This window comes from Domibacillus indicus (assembly GCF_000970685.1).
Lineage (GTDB): Bacteria > Bacillota > Bacilli > Bacillales > Domibacillaceae > Domibacillus > Domibacillus indicus.
The window spans coordinates 33628-59045 of sequence record NZ_LAJB01000005.1 but is presented as its reverse complement, the minus strand read 5'-3'; the positions used below and the strand labels follow the sequence as shown (position 1 = coordinate 59045).

The following is a 25418-nucleotide window of genomic DNA, read 5'->3' as shown; positions in this document are numbered from 1 at the left end:
CGAAGATGCCTATTTTTCTCCCTTAATAAACAATGTTAATAGGAAAAACAGTAAGAAGCTCACAAGTAATGCAACTCCACCACCAATATAAATGAATAAAGTAACGCCCTCAGGTAGATTAAATGGTTTAACCATATATAACCACATTCCTACTGTTAAACCTATAGAGCCTATAATTGCGCTCCAAACATGCAACTTTGTCAAAACTGTTTCTGTTGTTTGGAAAACCTTATAGAAAACTGCCCATCCGAAAAGAGTTAACCAGCCAACAACGAGGATATGTGCATGAACTGCACGAAATGCATATGAACCAGAACCAGCCATATGTGCGCCTAATATTGCTCCAATCAACCCAAAAACTCCGGCAAATCGTAATAGAGTTTTACTATTTTTATTCATACAGAATTCCCCTCCATTTGTTCATCCAACTTTTTAAATCAATCATCTATAATGTACTTCCTGAATATAAACGGAATATGAACAGATGATTATAAAAGGGGGGATGCAAACCAATTGATTGATTTGCATGACACAAATAAAAGACAATACTAACTTACAGGCAATTCAACAACAAAGGTAGTTCCTTCATTTTCCATACTATTCACATGGATCAGTCCACCATGAAGTTTAACAATGGCAGCAACAATTGATAGCCCCAATCCTGTTCCCTCAACTGAACGCGTCCGTGCGGTATCTACTCGATAAAAACGATCAAAAATTCTTTCTTTTTCTTTATCATTCATTCCTACCCCCGTATCTTCAAAGGTTACCAATACCGATTTTTCTTTCTCTTCAATCGATATTTCGATACTGCCATTCGTTTTATTGTATTTGATGGCATTAGTTAACAGATTATCCCAAACCGTATTAAGTAAAGACGGGTCCCCAGTGATTTCTACATCCGGTAATGAAAACCCGATCGTAATGTCTTTTTCTCTCATTTGCCACTGATAATTTCGTACCAGTTCCTTCATTTGCTTCCCAACATTAAATGATTTTCTTTTTATAATATCTTCATCCCGGTCGAGCGAAGCAAGAAGTAACAACTGTTTCGTTAATGTAGAGAGCCTCTTAATTTCCCCGTTGATGATGGAAATGTAATCGCTCTTTTCTTCGGGACTTATTGCTTCACTTTCCAATAGGTTTGTATATCCTTTTATATTGGATAAAGGCGACTGTATATCATGGGAAATATTCGAGATGAACTCTTTCCTCATATCATCCATTCGCTCCAGTTTATTGGCCATCCGCAAAAAACTATGCGAAAGTTCGCCCAATTCATCATGACGTGCAATATCAAGATCAACATTGAAATTGCCGTCAGAGAGTGATTTTGTGGCTGCTGTAAGTTTAGAGATTGGATGAATTAAATATTTTGTACTGAAAATAACCATGACGATGCTCAGAATAATCGTTAATGCCAGCAGCCACCCAAATAAAATATGCATCTCGTTAAAAAGGAGTTTAATATCCGGTCTCAGGAAAAGAGCATACTTTTCTCCGTTATGTGTTAACGGGACACCAATCGTGTTCTTCAATTCATTTGCAAAAAAGCCTGTGACAAATGTTTCCTTCGGGAAATTGAGAATACCATGAAAAATATCGCCGTTTAATACTTGTTCTTTAGTGGAATCAGACAGGGTATTTTCCCTGAAAGGTGCACCAAAATAAGATTCTTTTCCAGCATCATCAATGAGGAAAATCTGGTATCCGATGGAGGAGATATTCTCCAAATACTCTTTAAGATTCAGATCAGGATGGCTGCTCGTAAATTCCGCAACATCCAATGCAATGTTTGTGTTTTTCTGATCGTTGTAAGGTTTTAATTTTTGCTGATAATACGTATTGGAGATTAAAAAAGAAAAGACTCCGCTGAAAATCATAATGCCGACTGTAATCACAACAAACTTCACATAAAGAGATTTCATTTGCGATTCGTCTCCAGCGAATATCCAACCCCGCGCGCGGTCTTAATTTGAAAATCATCCGTCAATTTTGAAAAACGCTCCCTTAATCTTTTCACGTGAACATCGACAGTTCGTTCATCCCCCTCGTAATCCAAACCCCAAATATGCTCTATCAGGTAATCGCGGGATAGTACCCGCATAGGATTTGCAGCAAGGAAATAAAGCAGTTCAAACTCCTTTAAGGGCAAAAGAATCGTTCGATCGCCAATCTGGACCTCATAGTTTTTTTTGTTTACAGTTGTGCTCCCTAAGCGGATAATTGATTCATCTGACTGTTTATCATATCGCCGCAGTAAAGCTTCAATTCGGAAGTTTAGCTCTTTTGGTTCAAACGGCTTGACGAGATAATCATCCGTCCCTGATTTGAATCCTTTTTCTTTATCCTCAATTTGATTCTTCGCTGTTAATAGGATGACCGGAATATCATATTCCTTTCGAATCTCCTTTGTTAACGCATAGCCATCCATAAACGGCATCATCACATCCACTACTGCTAAATCACATGTCTCTCTTTTAAGGACTCCCAATGCTTCGGTACCATCTTTTGCCTGAAATACTTTATACCCGGCTTTGGATAAGTGGATATTGACCAGCTGTAAAATATTGATATCATCATCTACAATTAGAATAGTTGCCATTTTGCTTCTCCTATTTTTTGGAATTATTTTAATTAAAAGTGTATTGCACAAACAATAACAAATAAACAGCCCCGTAAATTTGCAGGCTGTTTATCCCCATTTTCCCTATATTAATATCATCTCAAATATTTGCGGAAAGTTAAACGCCATTTTGCAGAACCATTCCATCACTCATTTTAATAACATTGTCGACATATGAAAGCATCTCTTCATCATGGGTAACCATTAATGTAGTAATATTCAATGTTTTGGTCAAATCCCGAATTAGCGCCATCACGTCTTTGGACCTTTTTGAATCCAGACTTGCAGTTGGTTCATCGGCAAAAAGAATTTTAGGTTTATGGATTATTGCGCGGGCGATTGCAACCCGTTGTTTCTCCCCGCCCGATAGTGAAGAGGGATAGGCATTTTTCCGATGGTCCATTTCAACTGATGTCAGAATTCTGTTAACTTCTCTTTTTTGTTCTTGTTTGCTTAATTTTGATTCGGAAACGTCCAGCATGAGCATCAACTGTTCTTCAACCGTGAGGAAAGGGACAAGGTGGGCAAATTGAAAAACAAAACCGAATTTGCTTGCCCGTATTTTTCGGACCCCTTCAGAACTCATGGCAGCCATATTGTGGCCTTCGAATATAACTTGCCCATTTGATGCAGGCTGTAGTCCTGCTGCTATTGTAAGGAGTGTACTTTTACCGGAGCCCGATGCACCGACCAGCGCTGTGACCTCTCCTTCTTTAAGAGAAAGGTTGATTCCTTTTAATATTTCTTCCTCTACTTCGCCATTAGTAAATGTCTTTCTTACTTCACTAAGTGAAAATATCGTCATATTAAGCCTCTCCTTGCTGTATTGCTTGTAATGGTTCGATTTTTTTGATCTGTATACCCGAAAGTGTAGATCCGATAAAACCGATAATTAGGAAAACGATCGATAATTGTGCTGTCGTTTCAAAGGTTAAATAGAAGGGCATCCCTTCAGGTGCAATCATATTAAACGCCTGGCTGAGCGCAATAGACATTATAAGTGCAATTACTGTAATAACGAGCATCTGTGTCCACATCATTTTGAACAGTGTGCTTGTTTTTATACCGATTGCCTTTAAAATACCGTATAAACCGATTTTCTGAACGTTCATCATGTAGAAGAAGATGGCAAACAGCATGCCGCTAATGACAACCAAAAACCAAACAATCATATTTAAAGACATTTGTTCTGCGTTATAACTTGGAATTGTATTGAGAAAATCTTTATTTGAAAATGATTGCAATCCCGTGAATTCTGTCGAAGAATCCTCGCCTGGGATGAATACCAATTGCATTTCTTTGACTCTGTAAATTTCTTTGTAATTTTCCATATTGATATAAGCAACGGGAGCATGACTGTATTTCTTTTGATCAACAAAACCTTTTACAATAAATTCGCCACTAAATTGATTATTCGTTAAGGTATCTCCAACATTTATACCTTTATCCTTCAATGATCTATCTAATATAATTTCTCCTTGTTTAACATTTTTAAATAACTTTGAATCAGTAGATGTAACAAAAGCTACACTTTGTTGTTTCTCATCCTTGTCATTTAAAAAACCCATTTGGATAGAAAATGCCGCAGCATCTTTTTGTTTGATTAATATTTCCTTTTGCAAATCACCTTCAATTCTTGAAAGGTTGTATGTTTCATCTGCATCTTTATTCATGTAAAATTGCCCTTCCGGCAAATCTTTAATGAGGGCGGCATTGTCCTGGGACAATCCATTCGCCAAACCGGATATGATAAATGTTAATAAACTGACGAGAAAAACAATTGAACCTAAAATCAAAAACCGCACTTTATTTTTCTTGATTTCTTTCCACGCAATGTTCATCTTTCATTTCCTCCAATCTCTTCTTTACATCCATAGTTTATAGATTGAATATGAACGGAAGATGAACAGTAAATTACATTTAAAGTGAATTTGAAATGATTTTGAATGAACAATGAATAGTTGTTACTAGAGGACCGAGATTATTAAATGTGAGGAGAATATTGTGGTAACTGTAACAAAAACGACCGTTATTGATAAGAATATAGAGATATACAAAAACAGGTGTGTAATTTTAAACGATAATTTGCATTTGTTTTAAGTGCTATTTTGCAAATCCAACTTTAAAAACCCAGCTAACTTCATATTAGAAGATTAGCTGGGTTTCTTAATAAATTCATCCCATCATTTATAGAATTATTCTCACAATTTAGCAAAAAAGTAAATGCTTATTGTTGAGCAATTGCGCCCTAAAATGGAAGAATTGATTAGCTAACCTATCAGGACGTTTATCTTTTTTTATTTTACTATTACTGTCGTATTCGAAGGGATTACTAGCGTTGATTTAACCTTTTTTGCCCCTTTTTCACTTGCAAAAATCAATTTTCCTTTTGTAGACACTGAAAATTTGACCGGCTCGTCTGAAATATTATGATAGACTTGTAGCGATTTACCTTTATAAGAACGGCTATAGGCAACGACTTGTGAATTATCCACTTGTATCGACTTTAAATCGCCTTTAACAAGCTCGTCATGTTGCTGACGAACACGAATCATTTCACGATAATGGTTTAGAAGTGAATTTTTTTGATTATCTTGTGCTTTAACTGATATACCATTATGACCAACGTTATATACTGGCGCTTCCCAACTCGTTTGACCTTTTCCATCACCTTCATACCAACGGAACGGTTCGCGAATTAGCTCATCTGGTTTTTCGCCTGTCATACCAATTTCTTCACCATAATAAATAAATGGATTGCCAGGGAGAGTCAATAGAATAGAAGCTGCTGTCTTTGCTTTATTCACATTACCGTTTAACTCACTCATTACACGATTTTGGTCATGATTCGTTAAAAACGTTCCATCAATTTTATTTGGGTTATATGTTTTAAATAATTCATCCGTCGACGATGCAGCTGTAGCTACGCCTAGATCTGTACCATTTTTAACCGAATTAACAATCTTATCAGCTAAATCAAAGTTAAAAAGAGAGTCAAGAGATTGATAGTAAGGTGCCACAACTTCGGGTTGTTCCCAAACTTCACCTACTAAATAGGTAGTTGGATTTGCTTTTTTCATCGCATCACGGAATTCATTCCACCATTCAATATTTTTTCTCTCACCTTCTGGCGTTTTCCCTTCAAAAATGTGCAAAGCTGCATCTAACCGGAAACCATCAACTCCTTGGTTGATCCAAAATTCACCGACATTTATCATCTCTTCACGAACTTTTGGGTTATCAAAGTTTAGATCGGGCATCCCGGACCAGAATGTTCCGTAAAAATATCCTTCACCGTTTGGATTTTTATGCCATACTTGTTGTCCCCATGATCCTTTTTCATTAAGGTCTGTATCTTCATCAGCCCAAACATAATAGTCCCGGTACTTACTGTTTTGATCTTTGCTAGCTTCTTCAAACCAAGGGTGTTCACTGCTTGTATGATTAACCACTAAATCTATGATGACTTTAGTATCTCGTTTGTGAGCTTCTTTTGTGAGTTTTTGGAAATCAGCTAAACTCCCATATTCAGGATCAACACTATAGTAATCGGTTACATCATATTTATGATAGCTTGGCGATGGATTAATAGGCATTAACCACATGCCATTCACTTGTAGGTCTTTTTTAGTGTTTGGTTTTCCATCATTTAAGTAATCAAGCTTTTTTGTAATCCCTTTCAAATCTCCATGGCCGTCACCGTTTGAATCATAAAAAGAGTTTACATAAATTTCGTAATAAACACCATTTTTGCTATTACTTTCCACTACCGGTTTAGCGTTTACTTCCGTTGATAAGCTAATAGCTAACGTTAGTGACATTGCGGCAGCACTCCACTTTTTCGTTTTCATACTCTCTCATCTCCCTTTCGTTTTAATAAAAACGGTTGCATGAATTGTTACAAAATATAATGTATCACCAAAATTAAAAATTTCAAACATTAAAAATTTTTTGATTATTATTACCTAGAAAAAATTCTCCAACGAATTAAGGAGAGCCGAATGTTATCGATTATGACCATATATGAAATATCATTATTTTTTAAAAAAGGCTTGTATTCTATTTAAAAGACTTTTATAATAAGCGAAAGCAATGAAACCGCTTTCCAAAGGGGGTATTTTAGATTTTGATGCAAACGTTTGCTCAGGTTGACTACTTACCACAAAAAAGAATTAAAAGGGGTTGAAAAAATAATATTAATAAACTCGGACATCAACGTAAACGTTTACGTTGATAATAATTTCGTGCATTTACGTAAACGTTTACGTTGTTGCTAATCTCATAACAGTTGTGTAAAAAAGCTAAAAACATTAAAAGGTGGGATTTTCATTGAAGAAATTGCTTAACCTCTCAATCATTGCATTATTGGTTTTTGTTTTGGCGGCTTGTAGCAAGCCAGGCACCCAGCAGACAGCACCCTCGCAAGATCCAGAAACTTCAAGTAACAAAGACAACAGCAGCTCTACCCAAGAAATTCAACCAGAAGAAGGTGCAGAGCTGCTTCTTTGGGACAACGACGACTCAGAAGGAGAATGGGCGAAATATGTTGCTGAAAAATTCACGGAAGAATATGAAATACCGGTTAAGGTTGCAGTGGTAGAGCACACAGCTTCAGCTGCTAAACTACAAACAGATGGGCCGGCGGGTCTTGGAGCAGATGTGTTTAGTTCAGCCAGTGACCATGTGGGCACGATGAATACGGCAGGACTTATTTATGATAATTATTATGCAGACGAATATACGCAGCGGTTTCTAGAAAATGCAGTCTCGGCGGTCTCAAATAAAGACGCAGAGGGCGAACTGAAATTGTACGGGTTCCCTACTTCTGTAGAGAGTGTAGCGCTTGTTTATAACAAGGAATTGCTTGACAGAATGGGCTTTGAGCCGGCTAAAACGATGGATGAGCTGATCCAGCAGTCAAAAGAATTTATGGCAGCGAACAAAGGATCCTATGGATTAATGATCGAACCGGGCAACTTTTACATTAATTATGCGTTCCTCGGCGGAATGGGCGGCTACATTTTCGGTGAAAACAACACTGAGCCAAGTGATATCGGTTTGAACAATGAAGGCTCTGTACAAGCGGCCAATTTTGTCAAAAAAATCCGTGATGAAATATTACCACTCAAAAAAGAAGATATTACAGGCGATGTCGTGACATCTTACTTTGAGGAAGGAAAGTTGCTTTACAATATTACAGGTCCATGGGCAGTAAAAGGATTACAGGATGCGGGTGTAAACTTCGGAATTACACCGATTCCAACACTTCCAAATGGTGAAGAGCCAACGCCGTTTTCTAGCGTTAAAGCTTACTATGTAAATGCGTACAGTAAGTTCCCGCAAGCTGCTACGCTGTTAGCAAAATTTGCAACAAGCGATGAAATGTTAATGAAACGTTACGAAATGACTGGCCAGTTGCCACCAACTCCAGAACTTCTAGAAGATGAATCTGTTCAAGAAAATGAGACTAGTAAGGCTTTTGCTAAGCAAATCAAAGAGGCAGTTCCTATGCCAAACATTACAGAAATGCAGGCAGTATGGGCGGGGATGGAAATGGCTTTTACATCCATCTGGAATAATGGTACAGATCCTAAGGAAGCTCTTGATAAAGGAGTACAGCAAATCAAACAGGCAATTGCTTCGCAAACAAAATAATGTTGAAACAGGAGGAATGTCTTTTTCAGACAATCCTCCCTATTTTAAGGAGGATTCGATATGGCTTCTTTACGGAACAAAGAACAGTATAGTGTGCCTGATACGGCGGCTAAAAAAGCCAAAAGAAAAGTGGCTTTCAAATCGTCTGTTTCGCCAACTAAAGTAGATAGATCCAATCCTAAAATAGCGGCGGTTTTGTCTCTACTATTTATGGGGGCTGGACAGCTGTATAACCGGCAAATTTTAAAAGGGCTCAGCTTTGCTGCACTGGAATTGTATCTTCTCATTTTTTGGACGGTGCCATTCCAGTGGGCCATGTGGGGGTTGACTACACTCGGTGAAACGCCACAGGGCCGGGATGGATTTAAGATTGTACAAGGGGATCATTCTATCTTTTTATTAATTGAAGGGATTTTGTTTTTAATTTCTTTCCTTCTATTCCTTTGGTTTTATTATTTTAATGTCCGTGATGCATACAAAGTTGCAATTAAAAGTCAAAAAGGCTTGAAACCAAACAATGCAAAAGAAATGTTTAAAAACATTTGGGAAAACGGATTTCCTTATTTATTGTTGACGCCATCTATTGTATTTACGGCCTTTCTGACTATTCTTCCTTTATTGTTCGGAGTATTGATCGCTTTCACAAATTATTCAGCACCGAACCATTTGGCACCTAAAAGCCTGGTAGACTGGGTGGGACTGGACACATTCTTACAGTTGTTCCAGATGAAAACGTGGAGTGCCACTTTTTATGGTGTTTTTTCATGGACTGTAATCTGGGCGATTTTATCTACAGTGACGACATTCTTTTTAGGTCTTGTTTTTGCTGTGATTTTAAACCAAAAAGGCATCCGGTTTAAACGTTTTTGGCGGAGCGTATTTATCTTGCCATGGGCCATTCCGCAATTTGTCTCTATTTTAATCATGCGAAATATTTTTAATGGCGAATTTGGACCCATTAACCGGTTTTTAATCGATTTAGGTATCATCAATCAAGCAGTTCCATGGCTTTCTGATCCATTTTTGGCTAAAGTGACGCTCATTGGCGTGAATATGTGGTTTGGCTTCCCATTTTGGATGGTATTGATGAGCGGTGTCTTAACAAGTATTGACAAAGAATTATATGAAGCAGCGGATGTAGATGGTGCAGGAAGCTCCCAAAAGTTTTGGAAGATTACGATGCCGCTTATTATGTTTGCCACTGCGCCGCTTGCCATTATGTCATTTGCAGGCAACTTCAATAACTTCAATATCATTTACTTAATGACAGAAGGCGGGCCGGTCAACATTGATTATGCTTATGCAGGATCAACCGATATTTTGATTAGCTGGATCTATAAACTAACACTCGACAACAACCAGTTTGCGGTTGCTTCGTGCGTTTCCATTTTAATTTTTATTATTATTGCTACATTCTCGATTTGGAATTTCAGACGGACGAGAGCCTTTAAAGAGGAGGATATGATGTCATGACGAGCATGAGTTCAAGCAGGAAAGTTGGAAATATGTTGATGTACGCTGTTTTAATCATTACCGCTCTCTGCGTTTTGTATCCAGTTGTTTGGATTGTAGCGGGTTCCTTAAATCCAGGAGATTCATTATTCTCCTCAAGATTGATTCCGGATACGCTCTCATTTGCGCACTATCAGTATTTATTTACTGAAACAGATTATCCACTTTGGTACTGGAATACGTTTAAAATTGCTTTTTGGAATATGATCTTATCGACTGTTTTAGTGGTAACAGCTGCATATGCTTTCTCTCGCTTCCGTTTCCCGGGCAGAAAACAGGGATTGATGGCTATGCTCGTACTGCAAATGTTCCCGAGTTTTATGGGCATGATCGCGATCTATATTCTTCTGCTTCAAGTCAATCTACTGGATAATCATTGGGGATTAATCCTTGTATATGCTGGCGGATCGATTCCGTTTGGCGCTTGGCTTGTAAAAGGCTATTTTGATGGAATTCCAAGAAGCTTAGAAGAAGCAGCAAAAATTGATGGAGCGAGTGACGTTACAATATTTTATAAAATTATGATGCCGCTCTCTAAGCCAATTTTAGTATTCATTGCGGTTACAAACTTTATCGGTCCCTGGATGGACTTTATCTTTGCACGACTTGTTTTGCGCTCGGACGAAAAGAAAACATTGGCCGTTGGCTTGTTTGAAATGATTTCAGGACGTGCAAATACAGAATTTACGAACTTTGCGGCAGGAGCCGTACTTGTGGCACTGCCTATTACTATTCTATTTTTTATTTTCCAAGATCAGCTTGTAAATGGATTAAAAGCAGGCGCCAATAAAGGATAATATACAGGAGGAGTTTCATGTTAAAAGAAGCGATTTATCACCGTCCGAAAAATAATTTTGCGTATGCATACGATGAAGAGACAATTCACGTTCGTATGAGGTCTAAAAAAAATGATCTGACAAAAGTTGAACTGATACATGGAGATCCGTATATGTGGGCAAATGGAGAGTGGCAGCGCGGGAAGAAAGAAATGAAGCTTGCTGGATCGGACGAACTGTTTGACTATTGGTTTGCTGAGCTAAAGCCGCCTTTTCGACGTTTGCGTTATGGGTTTAAATGTATAAATGGAGAGGAGACCATCTACTATACAGAACGTGGATTTGATCACGAAGAACCAAAACGCAGTGATTATTATTTTTGTTTTCCATTTTTGAACGCCAAAGACTTATTTCAGGTGCCTAGCTGGGTTAAAAAAACAGTTTGGTATCAAATCTTTCCTGAACGTTTTGAAAATGGCGATGCAAACCTAAATCCGTTAGAAACGTTGCCATGGGGAGAAGAGCCGTCGCCAATCAATTACTTTGGAGGCGACTTCCAAGGTATCATGAATCGCTTAGATTATTTAGAAGAGCTAGGGATTAACGGAATTTATTTCACTCCTATTTTTAAGGCAGAAACCAATCACAAATATGATACTACCGACTATATGGAGATTGATCCGCAGTTTGGCGATAAAAAAACGTTTAAAAAACTGGTAGAGGAATGTCACAAGCGGGGCATCAAAGTGATGCTAGATGCTGTTTTCAATCATAGTGGTTTCCATTTCCCACCGTTTCAAGACGTCTTGAAAAATCAGGAGAACTCAAAATATAAAGATTGGTTTCATGTTCGGAAATTTCCTTTAATAGAAAACGAGAAACTCAATTACGACACATTTGCTTTTGCGAAATCCATGCCAAAACTAAATACTGAAAACCAAGAAGTGAAAGAATACTTATTAAAAGTAGCGAAGTATTGGATTAAAGAATTTGATATTGATGGATGGCGTCTTGATGTGGCAAACGAAGTTGACCACCAATTTTGGCGGGAATTCAGGCAGGCGGTTCATTCCGTTAAGCCCGATGTGTACATACTCGGTGAAGTGTGGCACGACTCGATGCCCTGGCTCCAAGGAGACCAATTTGACGCAGTGATGAACTATCGGTTTACAAACGCGGTAATAGACTTTTTTGCAAAAGGGGACCGGACAACTGAGCAGTTTAAACACGAAATTGTCCATGTTTTGCAGTCCTATCCGGAGCCAGTCAACCAAGTTGCATTCAACCTACTTGGGAGTCATGATACGCCGAGGATATTAACAACAGCGAAAGAAAACAAAAAAAATCTTTTGATGATGTACTTGTTTCAACTGTCTTTCCCCGGTTCTCCCTGCCTTTATTATGGAGATGAGATTGGCATGACAGGGGAGCAGGACCCAGGCTGTCGCAAGTGTATGGTTTGGGAACAAGAAAAGCAGGACCGTGAGTTATGGAAGGCAATTCAAACCCTTATTGCCATGCGCAAAGAAATCAAAGTGTTCGGGAATGAAGGAGAGTTTTCTTTTTATGATGTTCATCCGGAAGCAGTCAGTTATACAAAGACTAACAAGCAGGAACAGCTTTTATTCATTTTAAACCCTGGCGATAAACCGCTCGATCTTTCTATACCATCAGATTTCTATAATGAAACCGATATATGGTCGTGTAAAGAAATAAAAGATACAAAAGTTTTTCTCGAAGGAAAAGGATTTAAAATTCTTTACCGGAAAATTAAAACGAATATTGAACAGAGTGAAATTGCTAAAACCCTGGCCCCATGATACGGTATTTACGTAAATAGAAAGAAGGGCTTGGAATGATGTATACCATTAAAGATGTAGCAAAAAAGCCAATGTATCAACAGCTACAGTATCACGCATTATTAATAATCTGCCTGGCTACTCTGAAAAAACAAAAAAGAAAGTACTTGAAGCGATAAAAGAGTTAAACTATCAGCCCAATGCATTGGCGCGCGGGCTCATTAATCGGCGTACACATACCATTGGAGTTATTCTTCCGCACTTTTTAAACTCCTATGCAACTCAGTTGTTAAATGGAATTGAAAAAAAGGCCCATGAACTTGGATCAAGCGTGATTTTTTGCCAAACAGAATCCTTTGGTATCAAAACGATGAAGTATTTGCAGGTGTTAAATGAGAAACGGGTAGACGGTCTTATTTTCATCAGCTCTGTTTTGGAGAAGGAATATTATGAGTACATTGAAAAAATAGAAATGCCACTCGTGCTTTTATCAACAAAATCAGATCAATTTAAGGTTCCTTATATTGAAGTTGACGGGAAGGCGGCTATTTATTCGGCTGTCCAATACTTAATAGAAAAAGGGCATCGGAAAATTGGCATGATTGGGAATAAGGAAGACCCTATTGCCGGAGTGCCTAGAGTTAAGGGCTACAAGGCAGCATTAAAGGCCTACAATATTCCTTTTGAAAGTAACCGGCTTACTTATAGCAGGGGATTCAGTTATGAAGATGGAGTGAAACATTTTCAAATTTTGATGAAGAAGGCACCCGATATAACTGCTGTTGTGACGATAAGTGACGAAGTTGGAGTAGGCGTTTTAACAGCTGCTCACAAAATGGGAATAAAAGTGCCTGATGATATTTCTGTAATTGGATATGACAACTTGAGTATTGCAGAAATGTCGATTCCAAAATTAACATCTGTTGCCCAGCCACTCGAAAGAATGGGGGAAAAAGCAGCAGAAAAATTATTTGAAGTGTTAGCCACAGAAAGTCCGGTAGACAACTGCATTATGCCTCATGAAATTATTGAAAGAGAAAGTGTGCGAACAATCAAATATGAAGCTTGATTAAGGGATGGGGGAGCAGACTTGATTAAAAGCAAGGTAATGAATGTCGGAATGATTGGACTTGGCGGAATGGCAGAGGCTCATCGAAAAGCAATGGGAAAAATAGAATGTTTGCAGCTGGGAGCGCTTTGTGATGTAGATGAGGATATTTTAAACAAAATAGGTGATGAAGAAGCGATAAGAGAAAATAAACGGTATACCAAGATGGAAGAATTAGTCGCTGATCCTGAAGTCGACGCCATTATTTCTATTGTACCTAATCACTTGCATGCTTATGTTTTAAAGTTGTGTATTCAACACAAGAAACCAATTATGGCAGAAAAGCCGTTTACGTTAAATTTTGATGAAGCGGAAGAGCTGGCTGCTTTGTATGAAAAACAGCCAATACCTTGCATGGTGGGGTTCTCCTATCGCTACATTCCTTCCTTCCGCTATACAAAGAAGCTGTTGGAAAAAGAAAAAATTGGTTCAATCCGCCATATTGCTGTGCGCTATTTACAGTCATTTGGAGCGCCTTTGTTTGAAGTTCCATACCTTTGGCGTTTTAACAAAGCATTGACAGGGACAGGCGCGTTAGGAGATTTAGGTTCACATATGATTGACAGCGCCAGGTTTTTTGTCGGAGAATTTCATTCTTTATCTGCACTTACAAAGACATTTGTTCAAGAGAGAAAAGATCCAATCAGTGGAGAAATGGTAAAGGTCGAAGTAGATGATTATGCTAGTTTTCAAGCGGTACTTGAACACGATGTAATTGGTAATTTCGTTACAACGCGCCATGCTGTGGGATCTGGGAATCAGCTTGAAATTACACTGTATGGTGACTTCGGAACGATTCATCTCAATTGTGAACGTCCAAATGAAGTAGACATTTGCGTGAAAGATGCAGAAGATAAAGCACCAGCATTCAAAACGATACAAGTGCCTGATGGCTATGAAAAACAGCAGTTGCAGGATTTTGCAGATTTAATAAGGGGTCAGTCTGCTCAAGAAATGCCAAATTTTTATGATGGCTATCAAAACCAAAAAGTACTTGAAAAAATTATTCAGTCTGCTGAAAGTGGTCAATTTGTAAAAGTAAACTAGTATAACAGGATGGGCCACTTATATCGCTGATTATCCTTTAATTAGAATTATATATTATTACTTTTGTACATTTAAAAAATGGAGGAAAAAACATGATTAAGGTAACAGTATGGAATGAAAACCGGCATGAAAAGAAAAATCCGGCGGTCCGTGAGGTTTACCCGGACGGGATTCACGGCGCTATTGCACAATTTTTAACAAAAGCAGGATTTGATGCAAAAACAGCGGTTTTAGACGAGCCTGAGCATGGATTAACAGATGAGGTGTTAAGCGATACGGATGTACTTCTTTGGTGGGGCCATCTTGCACACGGGGAAGTAAGCGATGAAATCGTAGCGAAAGTACAACAGCGCGTTCTAGATGGCATGGGACTGATTGTTCTTCATTCCGCTCATTTCTCCAAGGTCTTCAAGACACTGATGGGGACAAGCTGTGATTTAAAGTGGCGTGAAGCGGATGAAAAAGAACGTCTGTGGGTTGTGGCGCCGAATCATCCGATTACGGAAGGCATCGGGGAATACATTGAACTGGAAAAAGAAGAAATGTATGGCGAGCATTTTGACATTCCAGCGCCGGAAGAGCTTATTTTCACAAGCTGGTTTGAAGGCGGGGAAGTGTTCCGGAGCGGCTGCACATATACACGTGGAAACGGCAAGATCTTTTACTTTAGACCAGGACATGAAACGTATCCAACCTATCATAACAAAGATATTCAACGTGTCATTGTAAATGCAGTGAAATGGGCCGAGCCTGTCCAGCGTAGCCGTCCAGTTTACGGAAATGCACAGCCATTAGAGAACATTGTAGAAAAGGTAAACCAATAAGCAGAATATATGAAGGAGGAAGAAACAATGGGGAAATTAAAAGTCGGGGTAATTGGGTGCGGGAGTATTGCTCAGTATCGTCACTTGCCAGAATATAAAATGAATAAAAATGTAGAGTTAGTAGCGGTTTGCGATATTAATGAAGAGCGCGCAACAAAAATAGCCCAAAAATATGGAGTAAAAGCATACACTGACTACAAGGAGCTCCTACAAAGCGGCGAAGTAGAAATGGTCAGTGTATGTACACCAAACTATCTTCATGCACCAATCTCGATTGCAGCCTTAAACGCAAGAGTCCACGTTTTATGCGAAAAGCCGATGGCTACTTCAGCAGAAGAAGCAGAGGCCATGATTGAAGCAGCTAAACAAAGCGGCAAAAAATTAATGATTGCACACAACCAGCGGTTTGTTCCCTCTCACCAAAAAGCAAAACAAATCATTGAAAGTGGAGAAATTGGGAAGATTTACAGCTTCCGCACGGCGTTTGGTCATGGCGGGCCGGAAGGTTGGAGTGTAGATGGAAAAGAAGCATGGTTCTTTAAAAAGGAACAAGCATTTATCGGGGCCATGGGAGATCTAGGCGTTCACAAAACAGATTTAATGCGTTATCTCTTAGGAGAAGAAATTATAGAAGTGGCTGCATTTGTAGAAACAAGCGCCAAGGACTTTGCGGATGTAGATGATAATGCTGTCTGTATTTTAAAAACAGAGGGTGGCATTATCGGTACACTTGCGGCAAGCTGGGCTTATAACAGAGGAGAAGATAACGCGACGATTATTTACGGAGAAAAAGCGATTCTTCGTTTAGAAGATGATCCAGCCCATTCATTGGTAGTGCAATATACAAATGGAGAAACGCTTAAATATGAGCTTGGTCAAATTCAATCTAATGCAGAAGGAGCTCAACATAACTCGTATGTTGTGGAACAGTTTGTGAATTCAATTCTTTATGATCAGGACCCTCTGGTTACGGGTGAAGAAGGAATGAAATCATTAGAAGTGATCTTAGCAGCATTGCAATCACATGAGACAAAACAAATTGTATGTACGAGAAAGGATGTAGCAGTTCATTAAGTAAAACGTAAAAGTGAAGATACAGCTGTAAGAGCATATCTTCACTTTATTTTCACAGTAAGAGACATAATAGTGATTAAAAAACTATTTCGTTAAAAAGTAAACCCTATACAGAAACCGTCTTCAGTTTAAACAAGAGAGGAAAACTATGATACAAAAACAACTCATCGTTGGGTTAATACCAGGACTTGAATCAAGAATGGCAGTTCAATTTGTCCAAAAAGCTTCTTCATTCAGCAGTAATATTTTTCTAATGAAAAATGAAAAAAAGATGGCTGCAAAAAGTATTATAGGAATTATGGTCTTAATGATTTGCCGAGGGGATAGTGTTACCTTAATCGCAGATGGTATTGATGAAGAAAAAGCCGTTACTGTACTCAGTGGTATTCTTATCAATGAATTTGATGAATAAATACAAATTGTAGGCACTTCTTTTAAAAAGAGTGTCTTAGTGCACATTAGGAATAGATACATTCCTTTGAGTATTTAAGTAACATATGTTCCAAAACTCATTGTAAACTTTTCCTTTCTGTCGCGCGGTTACATCTGTTCATTATTCTATGTTCAATAACCTACTCATTCTTATCTTTTGTTATATAAAGTTTAGGATGAACAATAGATGTCCCTTAAATCAGATAAAAACAAAAGACTTAACTCTTCCAGATACTTTAAGCGAAGCAAAAAGAGGAGGTGAGTAATAAAGAACCTCAAATTAATATAAAAAATTTGCATGAATGACGAGGTATAAAGTTTCTTCTTGTGATGCCTACCCAATGTATAAAGAGTTTTATTATCTCGTAGGAGAGCTGCTTTAAGTGTCACTTTCGTTGACTGACTACTTTCTGCGCTCTCCTTTTTGTTATGTAATTTAGTCAACATGATTTGAAAAGCTGTAGGTTTTCTGTAAAAAAACATTGCTTCCAAGAAGTTAACAGAGAAAAATATTAAAGACTTACTAGAAAAAGGGATAACATCCGTAATAAAAGGCTTTAAATCTAAATCCAAGAAACCGTTTGAAGCTAAGTTTAAAATTGAAGATAAGAAAATCGGCTTTGCCTTAGCAATAAGGGGTAGCGTCACATGCCCATCAAGCTAAAAAAGCAAATTACCCCCAAAAACAATAAGAAGATACTTGTAGCTAAATTTAATTAAAGACGGAGGTACAACATGACTGAACAAAAAGAAACAAGAGCCATCTTAACCAAAGAAGATCTAATCCATGCATTTAAAAACTGCGGATTAAGAGAAGGTCAACACATATTCGTACATACTTCTTTAAGCAAGTTGGGTTTTGTTGTAGGCGGACCCGAAATCTTAATCCGGTCCCTTCTTGAAATTGTCGGTGCAGAAGGGACCTTGATGATGCCGTCCCAGACGTGGAAGAATCTTGATCCTTCAACGGGAGTCCACTGGGAAGAGCCTACGGCATGGTGGCCGATAATTCGAGAACACTGGCCAGCCTACGATAAAGAAATAACCCCTGCGATTGGTATGGGTGTCGTGGCTGAAATGTTCCGCACGTGGCCAGGGTCAAAAAGGTCGGATCACCCAGTACGATCAATTACCGCAGTAGGCAAGCATGCGGAATATCTAACGCAAAACCATGATTTATGCAACATCTTCGGAAAGGGCTCCCCGTTGGATAAATTGTATCATCTGAATGGTTATGTACTCTTAATAGGCGTCGGCTATGATAAGAATACGTCGCTGCACCTGGCTGAAACCATAGCCAAATTTCCTGGCAAGAAGGTTGTCCATGAAAGTAGTGCAATTATGAAGAAAGGAACGCGCATGTGGGTGACTTACGAAACCCAGGCTGTGGACGATGGAGATTTTGTCCGCTTGGGGGACGAATATGATAAAGAAATGAATATCAAGATTCATAAAATCGGAAACGCCGAAGTCCGATTTCTTGCGCAACGGTCGCTGGTAGACTGGGCAACTGTATGGATGGAAAAAAACAGGGTGTAGGAACTTTAACGTTAGCAAAGTAAAGTTAATTTATCCAACTCTAGAAGAGCTTGCAGATTCATATGAACTAATTGCAGAAGTCAGACTGACCGTTGAAGAACCTGAAAAAATTGAATATGAGGTAGCGTCACATACCCATCAAGCGAAGTTAAAATCATACCCTCAAAATGAAAATACTATGCTTATCGTAAGAAGTTTACATGCGGAAAGTCAGTTATTATTAAACTATTTTGTTTTTTTGACGATAACATTAACAGAACTATATACTTAAATCATTATATCTTCAAATAGGGATTTAATGTTAAAAATGGAGGAACAAAGAATGGGGTTGCCGCTGCGTGTTGAAAAAAATGGGAAGGTATCTAAATTTGGCATAAAAACAAAATTAATCCTTACTTTTATATCGGTTATTATTTTATTTGCCGCGGCTTTAGCTATTTCTATCATAATGAACAATCGAATTAGCGAGCTGACAGATGATATTGTCTCGGCCAACAAAAAAATGAAGATAATCGAAAATGTGAATATGTTTGCTAAGAGTGCAAACGGAGATGCAGCACAGTATTTGCTAGCGCCTGAAAACCTGCAGTCCAATTTTAAAGAAAGATATTTGTCTGATGCAGAAATGGTAGAAAACCAAATCAAAACCTTGAAAACAGTAACTACTGACAAAAGTGAATTAAAGCAGATTAAACAATTTACGGATGAATGGAATGCTTTTACGGCGAACGTAGAAAGGCTGTCCGTTCTGTATGATGCGGGTGACACAGTTAAAGCCCAGCAATCCTTTACTAAAAAATCATTTGATCCAGTCGCTTTCTCTCTGCTGTCTTATAGTTTTGGTCAGGAAGAATTAATTGGTGAAAAAGAGAAGGCCATCTCTAACTATCTGTCTATGATTAAATACATAAACATTATAGTTCCCATTTTCGTCATTATAGTTGCTCTGACCATCTCCAACGTTTTTTCCAATCGGATAACGAGAAGAATAAAAACCATTCAGGACCATGCTTTAGAGATAGCCAATGGCAATTTAGTAGTGGATCCCATTGAGATAAAGAACCAGGATGAATTGAGTTTACTAGCTTCTTCGTTCAATACCATGGTTATGTCTCTTAAAGAATTAATTGGAGGAGCGGATTCCGTTTCCAGCCAGGTGGCCGCTTCTGCCTCGCAGTTACAAGCCAGTGCGGAGCAGACAAGTTCTGCAACTGAGCATATTTCCTCCGTTATGCAGGAAATCGCTTCAGGAACGGGACGGCAAGTGGAAGACATTGTGAAAAATCAAGGAATTATTGAAAATGTGTCTGCGGGCATGTCAAATATTATGACGCGCACTGACGATATGACTAAGTCCATACAGATAAGCAATGAGACTTCGGTGAAAGGAAAAGTAGATTTGAACAATGCCACCAATCAAGTGAAAAAAATTGAAACCAGTACAAACAGAATGAGCCGGGTGATACAGGAATTGGATCATCATTCAATCCGAATAGGTGAAATCATTTCCGTTATTACGGATATAGCAGAGCAAACCAACTTGCTGGCTTTGAACGCTTCGATTGAGGCAGCAAGAGCTGGTGAACATGGAAAAGGATTTGCTGTGGTTGCGGCTGAAGTCCGGACACTCGCGGAGAAGTCAAGAGCCTCCGCTGATGAAATAAAAAATCTTGTGGCTACCATTCAGCAGGAAACGGCCAATACCGTTACAGAAATGGAAACAGGAAAAGGGGAAGTTGAAAAAGGTTTACAGCTTATTGAAATTGCGAATGAGTCCTTTTACCGGCTTGAATCATTGATTAAAGATATAACAGAGGAAAATGAGGTTATTCGCAATATCACTGTTAAAGTAAGTGAGGATGCAAGAATAGCCAATGAACAGATGACCGCTGTTTCATCCATTTCTAATGAAAATGCTTCGGGAATTGAAAATGTTTCCGCAGCAACAGAAGAGCAGATGGCCTCAATGGAAGAAGTTGCTTCTTCTACCGTTGCTCTTGCCATCCAAGCAGAAGAATTAAAAAACCTAATTGGAAAGTTTACGTATTAGGAAGGAGGACACAAAGTGTTTTGGAAAGCGTCTCTAATTACTGCATTAACTTCCTTGCTGCTAGTGGGGTGCTCATCAGCAAATGATGAAAACCAAAAAGTAACATTGGATTTTTGGACGACCACAACAGAGAATGAAACCGCTGCGGTTTTAGAAGTAGTTAAAAAATTTGAAGAGAAATACCCGTCCGTAAAAATAAAGGTGAAGGAAGTCGAATTTGCCAAAGCGGGCAATCAATTTAAAACAGCCACTTTATTGAACGAAGCTCCTGATATTTTAAGAAGTGATATAGGGTGGACAACCGAACTTGCCGATTTAGGCGTTTTATTGCCTTTAGATCATAAAGTTTCTCAAGAGGATAAAAAAGACTACTTTCAATCTGCTTTCAGATATAACGAGTACCAAGGGCATATTTATGGAATTCCCATGGTCACGGACTCACCCGCTTTATTGTATAACAAAAGGATCCTGAAAGAAGCCGGCTACGACAGTCCGCCTAAAAGCATGAACGAATTACTGACCGTTGCTAAAAAGATTACAAATAAAAATCAATATGGGATCTTTATTTCCCCCGATTCTTATTATGCTCTTCCATATGTTTGGGCTTTTGGAGGCGGAATGATATCAGACAATAACGAAATTCAAATTGACAACGAGGGATCAATAAACGGGATCAATTTTATGATGCAGTTAATAAATCAGAAGGTTTCACAGCCTTATCCTACCTTTGATAACTGGAATGAAGTGATGATGAATGATTTTAAGGCTGGCAAAGTAGCTATGATCATTAATGGTCCCTGGGCCACTTCGGACATTTTAAGCAGCGAGGAATTTAAAGACTCGGGCAATCTGGGTGTTGCCCCTGTCCCTTCAGGCCCGGGCGGACAAGGTTCTCCAGTTGGAGGCCACAACTTAGTTATTTCAAAATATACAGAAGCACCGGATGAAGCTTACCAGTTTATTGATTTTCTAAACAGCAAAGAAAACCAGGTGTATTTTGCAGAAAACTTGGGTAATTTGCCAACAAGACAAAGCGCTTATGAGGATGAAGACTTGCTTAACAATGAAGTTTTTCAAGGCTTTAAGTCGCAGTTAGAAGTAGCAACATCTCGTCCCATTATTCCCGAAGGTTCACTTCTGTTTGGTGACTTCACAACTAACCTTTCCCAAATTCTATCAAAAGAGATATCGGTTAAAGAAGGATTAAAAAATGTTTCAGAATCCTGGGATTATTTAATCAATTAATTTTAAATGATTGTTTTTGAAATAACTATTTTTATCCTTAAGGAAATGGTGGTTGTTCTATGCTACTTGTAGGTCATTCTTAACTTTGACAAGAGAGCTCTTATTTAGTGGTAAACAATTCTAATTATTATTTACTGGGAGGTCAGCGCAAGCGGCTTCCTTGTTCTAACCCTGATGAAGCGAAGCAAACAGGCGGGATATGTGAACATTTTCAACTAAATCAATATACGTAGTCCTTTACGGGTTCGTCCATAAAGGTAAGCAGCATTAATCGCAGCTTACTGACTTTTTTAATTGCTTTTTGTTGTTATGCGATTTGACAAATAGGCCAATCCTAAAAAAATAAGTAATACAAAGGCTACTTTGTTCAAAGAAATTTGCTCCATGAGAGGAGTATGGGTTGAGCGATTCGATGTAAAAATAGACCACCAACTTGGCTCAGGATAAAAATGAGAGATGATGATCCAAATCACAAATAATGATAAACCAAAAGGCCAATATAACTTCATAAGATCCCTCCTCGTATAAACCAGTATATCAGGAATTTAATCACTTTTGTAATTAATGGAAAAAAATGATAGGCACAACAGATTAAATGTTCATTCCAATAGAGATTGAATATACTAATTAAATTGAAATTATTCTAAATATTATAATTAAATAAAGGTTACGTCTATTACATTTCTTATTTTAAAAAAACGATCGATTATGTACAAAAACTCGTCCTTTTCCGAACACGGTTGACCGGTTCTCAAAAGGACGTTTTTTCATTATCTTTTTTGTTATAAAACTCTGTTCGCTATTCTATGTTCATTAACTCATTTGCTTTTATCTTAGGCGACTCCTTTAACAAGGGCACGACTTTATCCCAGAAGTTGCAACTACATAAAATTTATAAATATGGTAAAATAGTAACAATATTGTTAGAACGGCTGGAGGAATTATCATGTCTTATCAACGCGAGGCTCAGCTTGAGAAAAATATGTATGAACAATTGATTAATAAAGGATATGAGCCTGTCGTATTGCCTGATTATGACGCACTTGTAGAAAACTTTAGGCAGCAGCTGAATAAATTCAACGAAAAGAAACTCGGCGGCAATCCTTTATCCGACTCGGAATTCACTCGCTTAATGACGCGCATTGATAAAAAGAGTATTTTTGAATCGGCTAAGATTTTACGCGATAAAGTCATCTTGCAGAGGGATGATGATTCAGAGGTTTATTTAGAACTATTTAATACGCGGGAATGGTGTCAAAATCTATTTCAAGTCACAACACAAACAACAGTAGAAGGAACCTACTTGAATCGGTATGATGTTACGATCCTCATTAATGGCTTGCCTGTTGTTCAAATTGAACTAAAGCGGCGTGGGCTTGATTTTAAGGAAGCATTTAACCAAATTCAGCGGTATCGAAAACACTCTTACAAAGGCCTGTATCGCTATTTACAGATTTTTGTGGCCAGCAATGGCGTAGACACCAAGTATTTCGCAAACAGTGATGGCAATATTCTTTTCGGATACACATTCTTTTGGTCGGACGAAAAGAATAAGCGGATTACCAACTTAAATGACTTTACGGATTCATTTTTAGAAAAATGTCACCTGGCCAAAATGATTTCACGTTATATGGTCATGAATGAAAGCGATAAATCCTTAATGGTCATGCGGCCTTATCAAGTATATGCTGTGGAAGCTCTTGTGAAACGAGCTTTAGAAACGAAAAATAACGGATACATTTGGCATACTACTGGATCTGGGAAAACATTAACCTCTTTCAAAGCGAGCCAAATCCTGTCTAATGAGCCACACATTAAGAAAGTATTCTTTCTAGTGGACCGAAAGGATTTAGACAGCCAGACCATTGCAGAATTTGATAAGTTTGAAAAAGGATCGGTTGATACAACAGATAATACGAATAAACTGGTCGAGCAAATCCAGGATATGACGAAGCCTCTTATCCTGACCACCATTCAGAAAATGGCGAATGCCGTAAAAAATCCGCGGTATGGTGCCATTATGGAGTCCTATCAAGATGAGCGTGTAATTTTCATCATTGATGAATGCCATCGAAGCCAGTTTGGAGACATGCACAAGGCGATTTCCCGTCATTTTAAAAATGCTCAGTACTTTGGATTTACAGGAACTCCCCGCTTTGAAGAAAACAAAAGCCAGGATGGGCGTGTGACGGCAGACCTTTTTGAAAAGTGTTTACATACCTACTTAATTAAAGACGCCATCCATGATGGGAACGTTCTTGGTTTTTCAGTAGAGTACCACCGAACCTTTAAAGAAAATGTAGATGAAGAAGATCAGACACGAGTGGAAGCTATTAATACTGACGAAGTATGGTTCCATGAAGATCGAATGAAGCTAGTCGCGGAGAATATCTTGAATAACCATGAACGCAAAGCACGCAGCAAAGGGTATACAGCCATCTTTACAGTCCAAAGCATCCCCATGCTGATCAAATATTATGATCTATTAAAAACGTATGATCATTCATTTAAAATTGCCGGCATTTTCACGTACGGAGCGAATGAAGAAAGTGAAGGGCGAGATGAGCATTCGAGAGATAGTCTGGAACGCTTGATGAAAGACTATAACCATTTATTTGAAACCAATTATACAACCGATACGTTCCCAAGTTACTTTTCAGATGTGTCAAAACGGGTGAAGTCAGCTCAAATTGATATTTTATTGGTTGTGAACATGTTTTTAACGGGGTTTGATAGTAAAACGCTAAACACCTTATATGTCGATAAAAACTTAAAGTACCATGATTTGATTCAAGCATATAGTCGTACAAACCGGGTAGAAAAAGCAACAAAACCATATGGCAATGTCGTCTGCTATCGCCAGTTAAAAAAGCAAACGGATGAAGCGATCCGGTTATTCTCTCAAACTAATTCGACAGATGATGTTCTAATGAGGAGCTACCAGGAGTACCTGAGTGAGTTTTTGGCTAATCTGAAGAAATTGCGCGACATGGCAGCTACCCCGTCAGCAGTAGATGAGTTGCAGAGGGAAGAAGATCAAAAAGCATACGTTGAACGCTTCCGTGAGTTAACAAAAGTGCTGGTGAAGCTACAAACGTTCACTGAATTCACGTTTGATCCTGAGGAACTGAATATTGCCCAGCAAGAGTATGAGGATTACAAAAGTAAATACCTCATGTTATATGAAAAAACAAAAAAACAAGTAGATAAAGTATCTATTCTGCAAGATATCGATTTTGCACTAGAACTCATGCATACCGACCGCATTAATGTCAGTTATATCATGAACCTCATTAAAGACATTGATTTTACAAATGCCGAAGAGGTAAAGAGAAAAACCAAGTTCATCAAAGAAGAATTAGAGCGTGCGGATAATGAGGAATTGCGCTTAAAAGTAGATTTAATCAAAGGATTCCTTCAGCGTGTCGTACCTACTCTAACAAATGAGGATTCTGTAGAGGAGAAGTACCAGGCATATGAAGAAGAAGAACGTGAAAAGGAAATCAAATCATTTGCCGAAGAAGTAACACTTGAAACCAACTTCTTAAAGACGTTCATTCAAGAATATGAATACAGCAATATCATTAAACAATCTGAAATCAGCGATTCGATAAAAGGCGGTCTTCTAAAAAAGAGAAGATTTTCTCAACGAATTGTCGATTTTATCCGGGAACATACCAAACGATTTGCTTGATCAAAAGAAAAAGGATATCATTCGATATCCTTTTTCT

Annotated in this window: 21 protein-coding genes; 14 read left to right on the top strand and 7 right to left on the bottom strand. The window is 38.3% G+C overall.

Features of this window, described 5'->3' with window-relative positions; all coding sequences use genetic code 11:
- Nucleotides 1–9: 9 nt before the first annotated feature.
- The 6 genes from VP98_RS08040 to VP98_RS08015 all read right to left on the bottom strand — a co-directional run bounded on the left by VP98_RS08040 (nucleotide 10) and on the right by VP98_RS08015 (nucleotide 6477).
- On the bottom strand, nucleotides 10–399 hold the full coding sequence (locus tag VP98_RS08040) for a hypothetical protein (RefSeq protein ID WP_046174875.1): 390 nt from the start codon (nucleotides 397–399) through the stop codon (nucleotides 10–12).
- Nucleotides 400–548: 149 nt separating this feature from the next.
- A complete protein-coding gene (locus VP98_RS08035; RefSeq protein WP_046174874.1) occupies nucleotides 549–1928 on the bottom strand; it encodes a sensor histidine kinase in 1380 nt (459 codons plus the stop codon).
- Complete coding sequence (locus VP98_RS08030) at nucleotides 1925–2605, bottom strand: response regulator transcription factor (RefSeq protein ID WP_046174873.1); 681 nt, start codon at nucleotides 2603–2605, stop codon at nucleotides 1925–1927. Before VP98_RS08030 ends, VP98_RS08035 begins: the two co-directional genes overlap by 4 nt.
- A gap of 139 nt (nucleotides 2606–2744) precedes the next feature.
- Complete coding sequence (locus tag VP98_RS08025) at nucleotides 2745–3431, bottom strand: ABC transporter ATP-binding protein (RefSeq protein WP_046174872.1); 687 nt, start codon at nucleotides 3429–3431, stop codon at nucleotides 2745–2747.
- Nucleotide 3432: 1 nt separating this feature from the next.
- The gene (locus VP98_RS08020) at nucleotides 3433–4467 is read right to left on the bottom strand and encodes an ABC transporter permease (RefSeq protein ID WP_046174871.1); all 1035 of its coding nucleotides are present in this window, start codon (nucleotides 4465–4467) and stop codon (nucleotides 3433–3435) included.
- 456 nt (nucleotides 4468–4923) lie between these two features.
- Complete coding sequence (locus VP98_RS08015) at nucleotides 4924–6477, bottom strand: alpha-amylase family glycosyl hydrolase (RefSeq protein ID WP_046174870.1); 1554 nt, start codon at nucleotides 6475–6477, stop codon at nucleotides 4924–4926.
- A gap of 478 nt (nucleotides 6478–6955) precedes the next feature.
- Between VP98_RS08015 and VP98_RS08010 the strand changes: the two genes are divergently transcribed.
- The 13 genes from VP98_RS08010 to VP98_RS07950 all read left to right on the top strand — a co-directional run bounded on the left by VP98_RS08010 (nucleotide 6956) and on the right by VP98_RS07950 (nucleotide 21687).
- Nucleotides 6956–8281 (top strand): sugar ABC transporter substrate-binding protein, encoded by a 1326-nt coding sequence (locus VP98_RS08010; protein WP_046174869.1) that lies wholly within the window; start codon nucleotides 6956–6958, stop codon nucleotides 8279–8281.
- Between the two features lie 60 nt (nucleotides 8282–8341).
- Entirely contained in the window at nucleotides 8342–9754 is a 1413-nt protein-coding gene (locus VP98_RS08005; protein WP_082087890.1) for a carbohydrate ABC transporter permease, read from the top strand.
- Between the two features lie 5 nt (nucleotides 9755–9759).
- Nucleotides 9760–10590: a sugar ABC transporter permease gene (locus tag VP98_RS08000; protein ID WP_052712188.1), complete on the top strand. Its 831-nt coding sequence runs from the start codon at nucleotides 9760–9762 to the stop codon at nucleotides 10588–10590.
- A 17-nt stretch (nucleotides 10591–10607) separates the two neighbouring features.
- The gene (locus VP98_RS07995) at nucleotides 10608–12389 is read left to right on the top strand and encodes a glycoside hydrolase family 13 protein (protein WP_046174867.1); all 1782 of its coding nucleotides are present in this window, start codon (nucleotides 10608–10610) and stop codon (nucleotides 12387–12389) included.
- Nucleotides 12390–12654: 265 nt separating this feature from the next.
- Nucleotides 12655–13437 carry a substrate-binding domain-containing protein gene (locus VP98_RS07990; RefSeq protein ID WP_231584144.1) on the top strand — a complete coding sequence of 261 codons (783 nt, stop codon included), beginning with the start codon at nucleotides 12655–12657 and terminating at the stop codon, nucleotides 13435–13437.
- 21 nt (nucleotides 13438–13458) lie between these two features.
- Nucleotides 13459–14523 carry a Gfo/Idh/MocA family protein gene (locus tag VP98_RS07985; RefSeq protein WP_052712186.1) on the top strand — a complete coding sequence of 355 codons (1065 nt, stop codon included), beginning with the start codon at nucleotides 13459–13461 and terminating at the stop codon, nucleotides 14521–14523.
- Nucleotides 14524–14615: 92 nt separating this feature from the next.
- Nucleotides 14616–15347: a ThuA domain-containing protein gene (locus VP98_RS07980; RefSeq protein ID WP_046174866.1), complete on the top strand. Its 732-nt coding sequence runs from the start codon at nucleotides 14616–14618 to the stop codon at nucleotides 15345–15347.
- A 27-nt stretch (nucleotides 15348–15374) separates the two neighbouring features.
- Nucleotides 15375–16421 (top strand): Gfo/Idh/MocA family protein, encoded by a 1047-nt coding sequence (locus VP98_RS07975; RefSeq protein WP_046174865.1) that lies wholly within the window; start codon nucleotides 15375–15377, stop codon nucleotides 16419–16421.
- Between the two features lie 148 nt (nucleotides 16422–16569).
- Nucleotides 16570–16833 (top strand): HPr family phosphocarrier protein, encoded by a 264-nt coding sequence (locus VP98_RS07970; RefSeq protein ID WP_046174864.1) that lies wholly within the window; start codon nucleotides 16570–16572, stop codon nucleotides 16831–16833.
- Between the two features lie 501 nt (nucleotides 16834–17334).
- Nucleotides 17335–17517, top strand: a complete 183-nt coding sequence (locus VP98_RS18535; RefSeq protein WP_082087891.1) for a topoisomerase C-terminal repeat-containing protein — start codon at nucleotides 17335–17337, stop codon at nucleotides 17515–17517.
- Between the two features lie 71 nt (nucleotides 17518–17588).
- Nucleotides 17589–18392, top strand: a complete 804-nt coding sequence (locus tag VP98_RS07960) for an aminoglycoside N(3)-acetyltransferase (RefSeq protein WP_046174862.1) — start codon at nucleotides 17589–17591, stop codon at nucleotides 18390–18392.
- Nucleotides 18393–18714: 322 nt separating this feature from the next.
- A complete protein-coding gene (locus VP98_RS07955) occupies nucleotides 18715–20442 on the top strand; it encodes a methyl-accepting chemotaxis protein (RefSeq protein ID WP_046174861.1) in 1728 nt (575 codons plus the stop codon).
- 15 nt (nucleotides 20443–20457) lie between these two features.
- Complete coding sequence (locus VP98_RS07950; protein WP_046174860.1) at nucleotides 20458–21687, top strand: extracellular solute-binding protein; 1230 nt, start codon at nucleotides 20458–20460, stop codon at nucleotides 21685–21687.
- A gap of 290 nt (nucleotides 21688–21977) precedes the next feature.
- On the opposite strand, the gene VP98_RS07945 is transcribed toward VP98_RS07950, so the two are convergent.
- Entirely contained in the window at nucleotides 21978–22196 is a 219-nt protein-coding gene (locus tag VP98_RS07945) for a hypothetical protein (protein ID WP_046174859.1), read from the bottom strand.
- Nucleotides 22197–22633: 437 nt separating this feature from the next.
- Here VP98_RS07945 and VP98_RS07940 point away from each other — a divergent pair, with 437 nt between their 5' ends.
- Entirely contained in the window at nucleotides 22634–25381 is a 2748-nt protein-coding gene (locus VP98_RS07940; RefSeq protein WP_046174858.1) for a type I restriction endonuclease subunit R, read from the top strand.
- The last annotated feature ends 37 nt before the right edge of the window (nucleotides 25382–25418 follow it).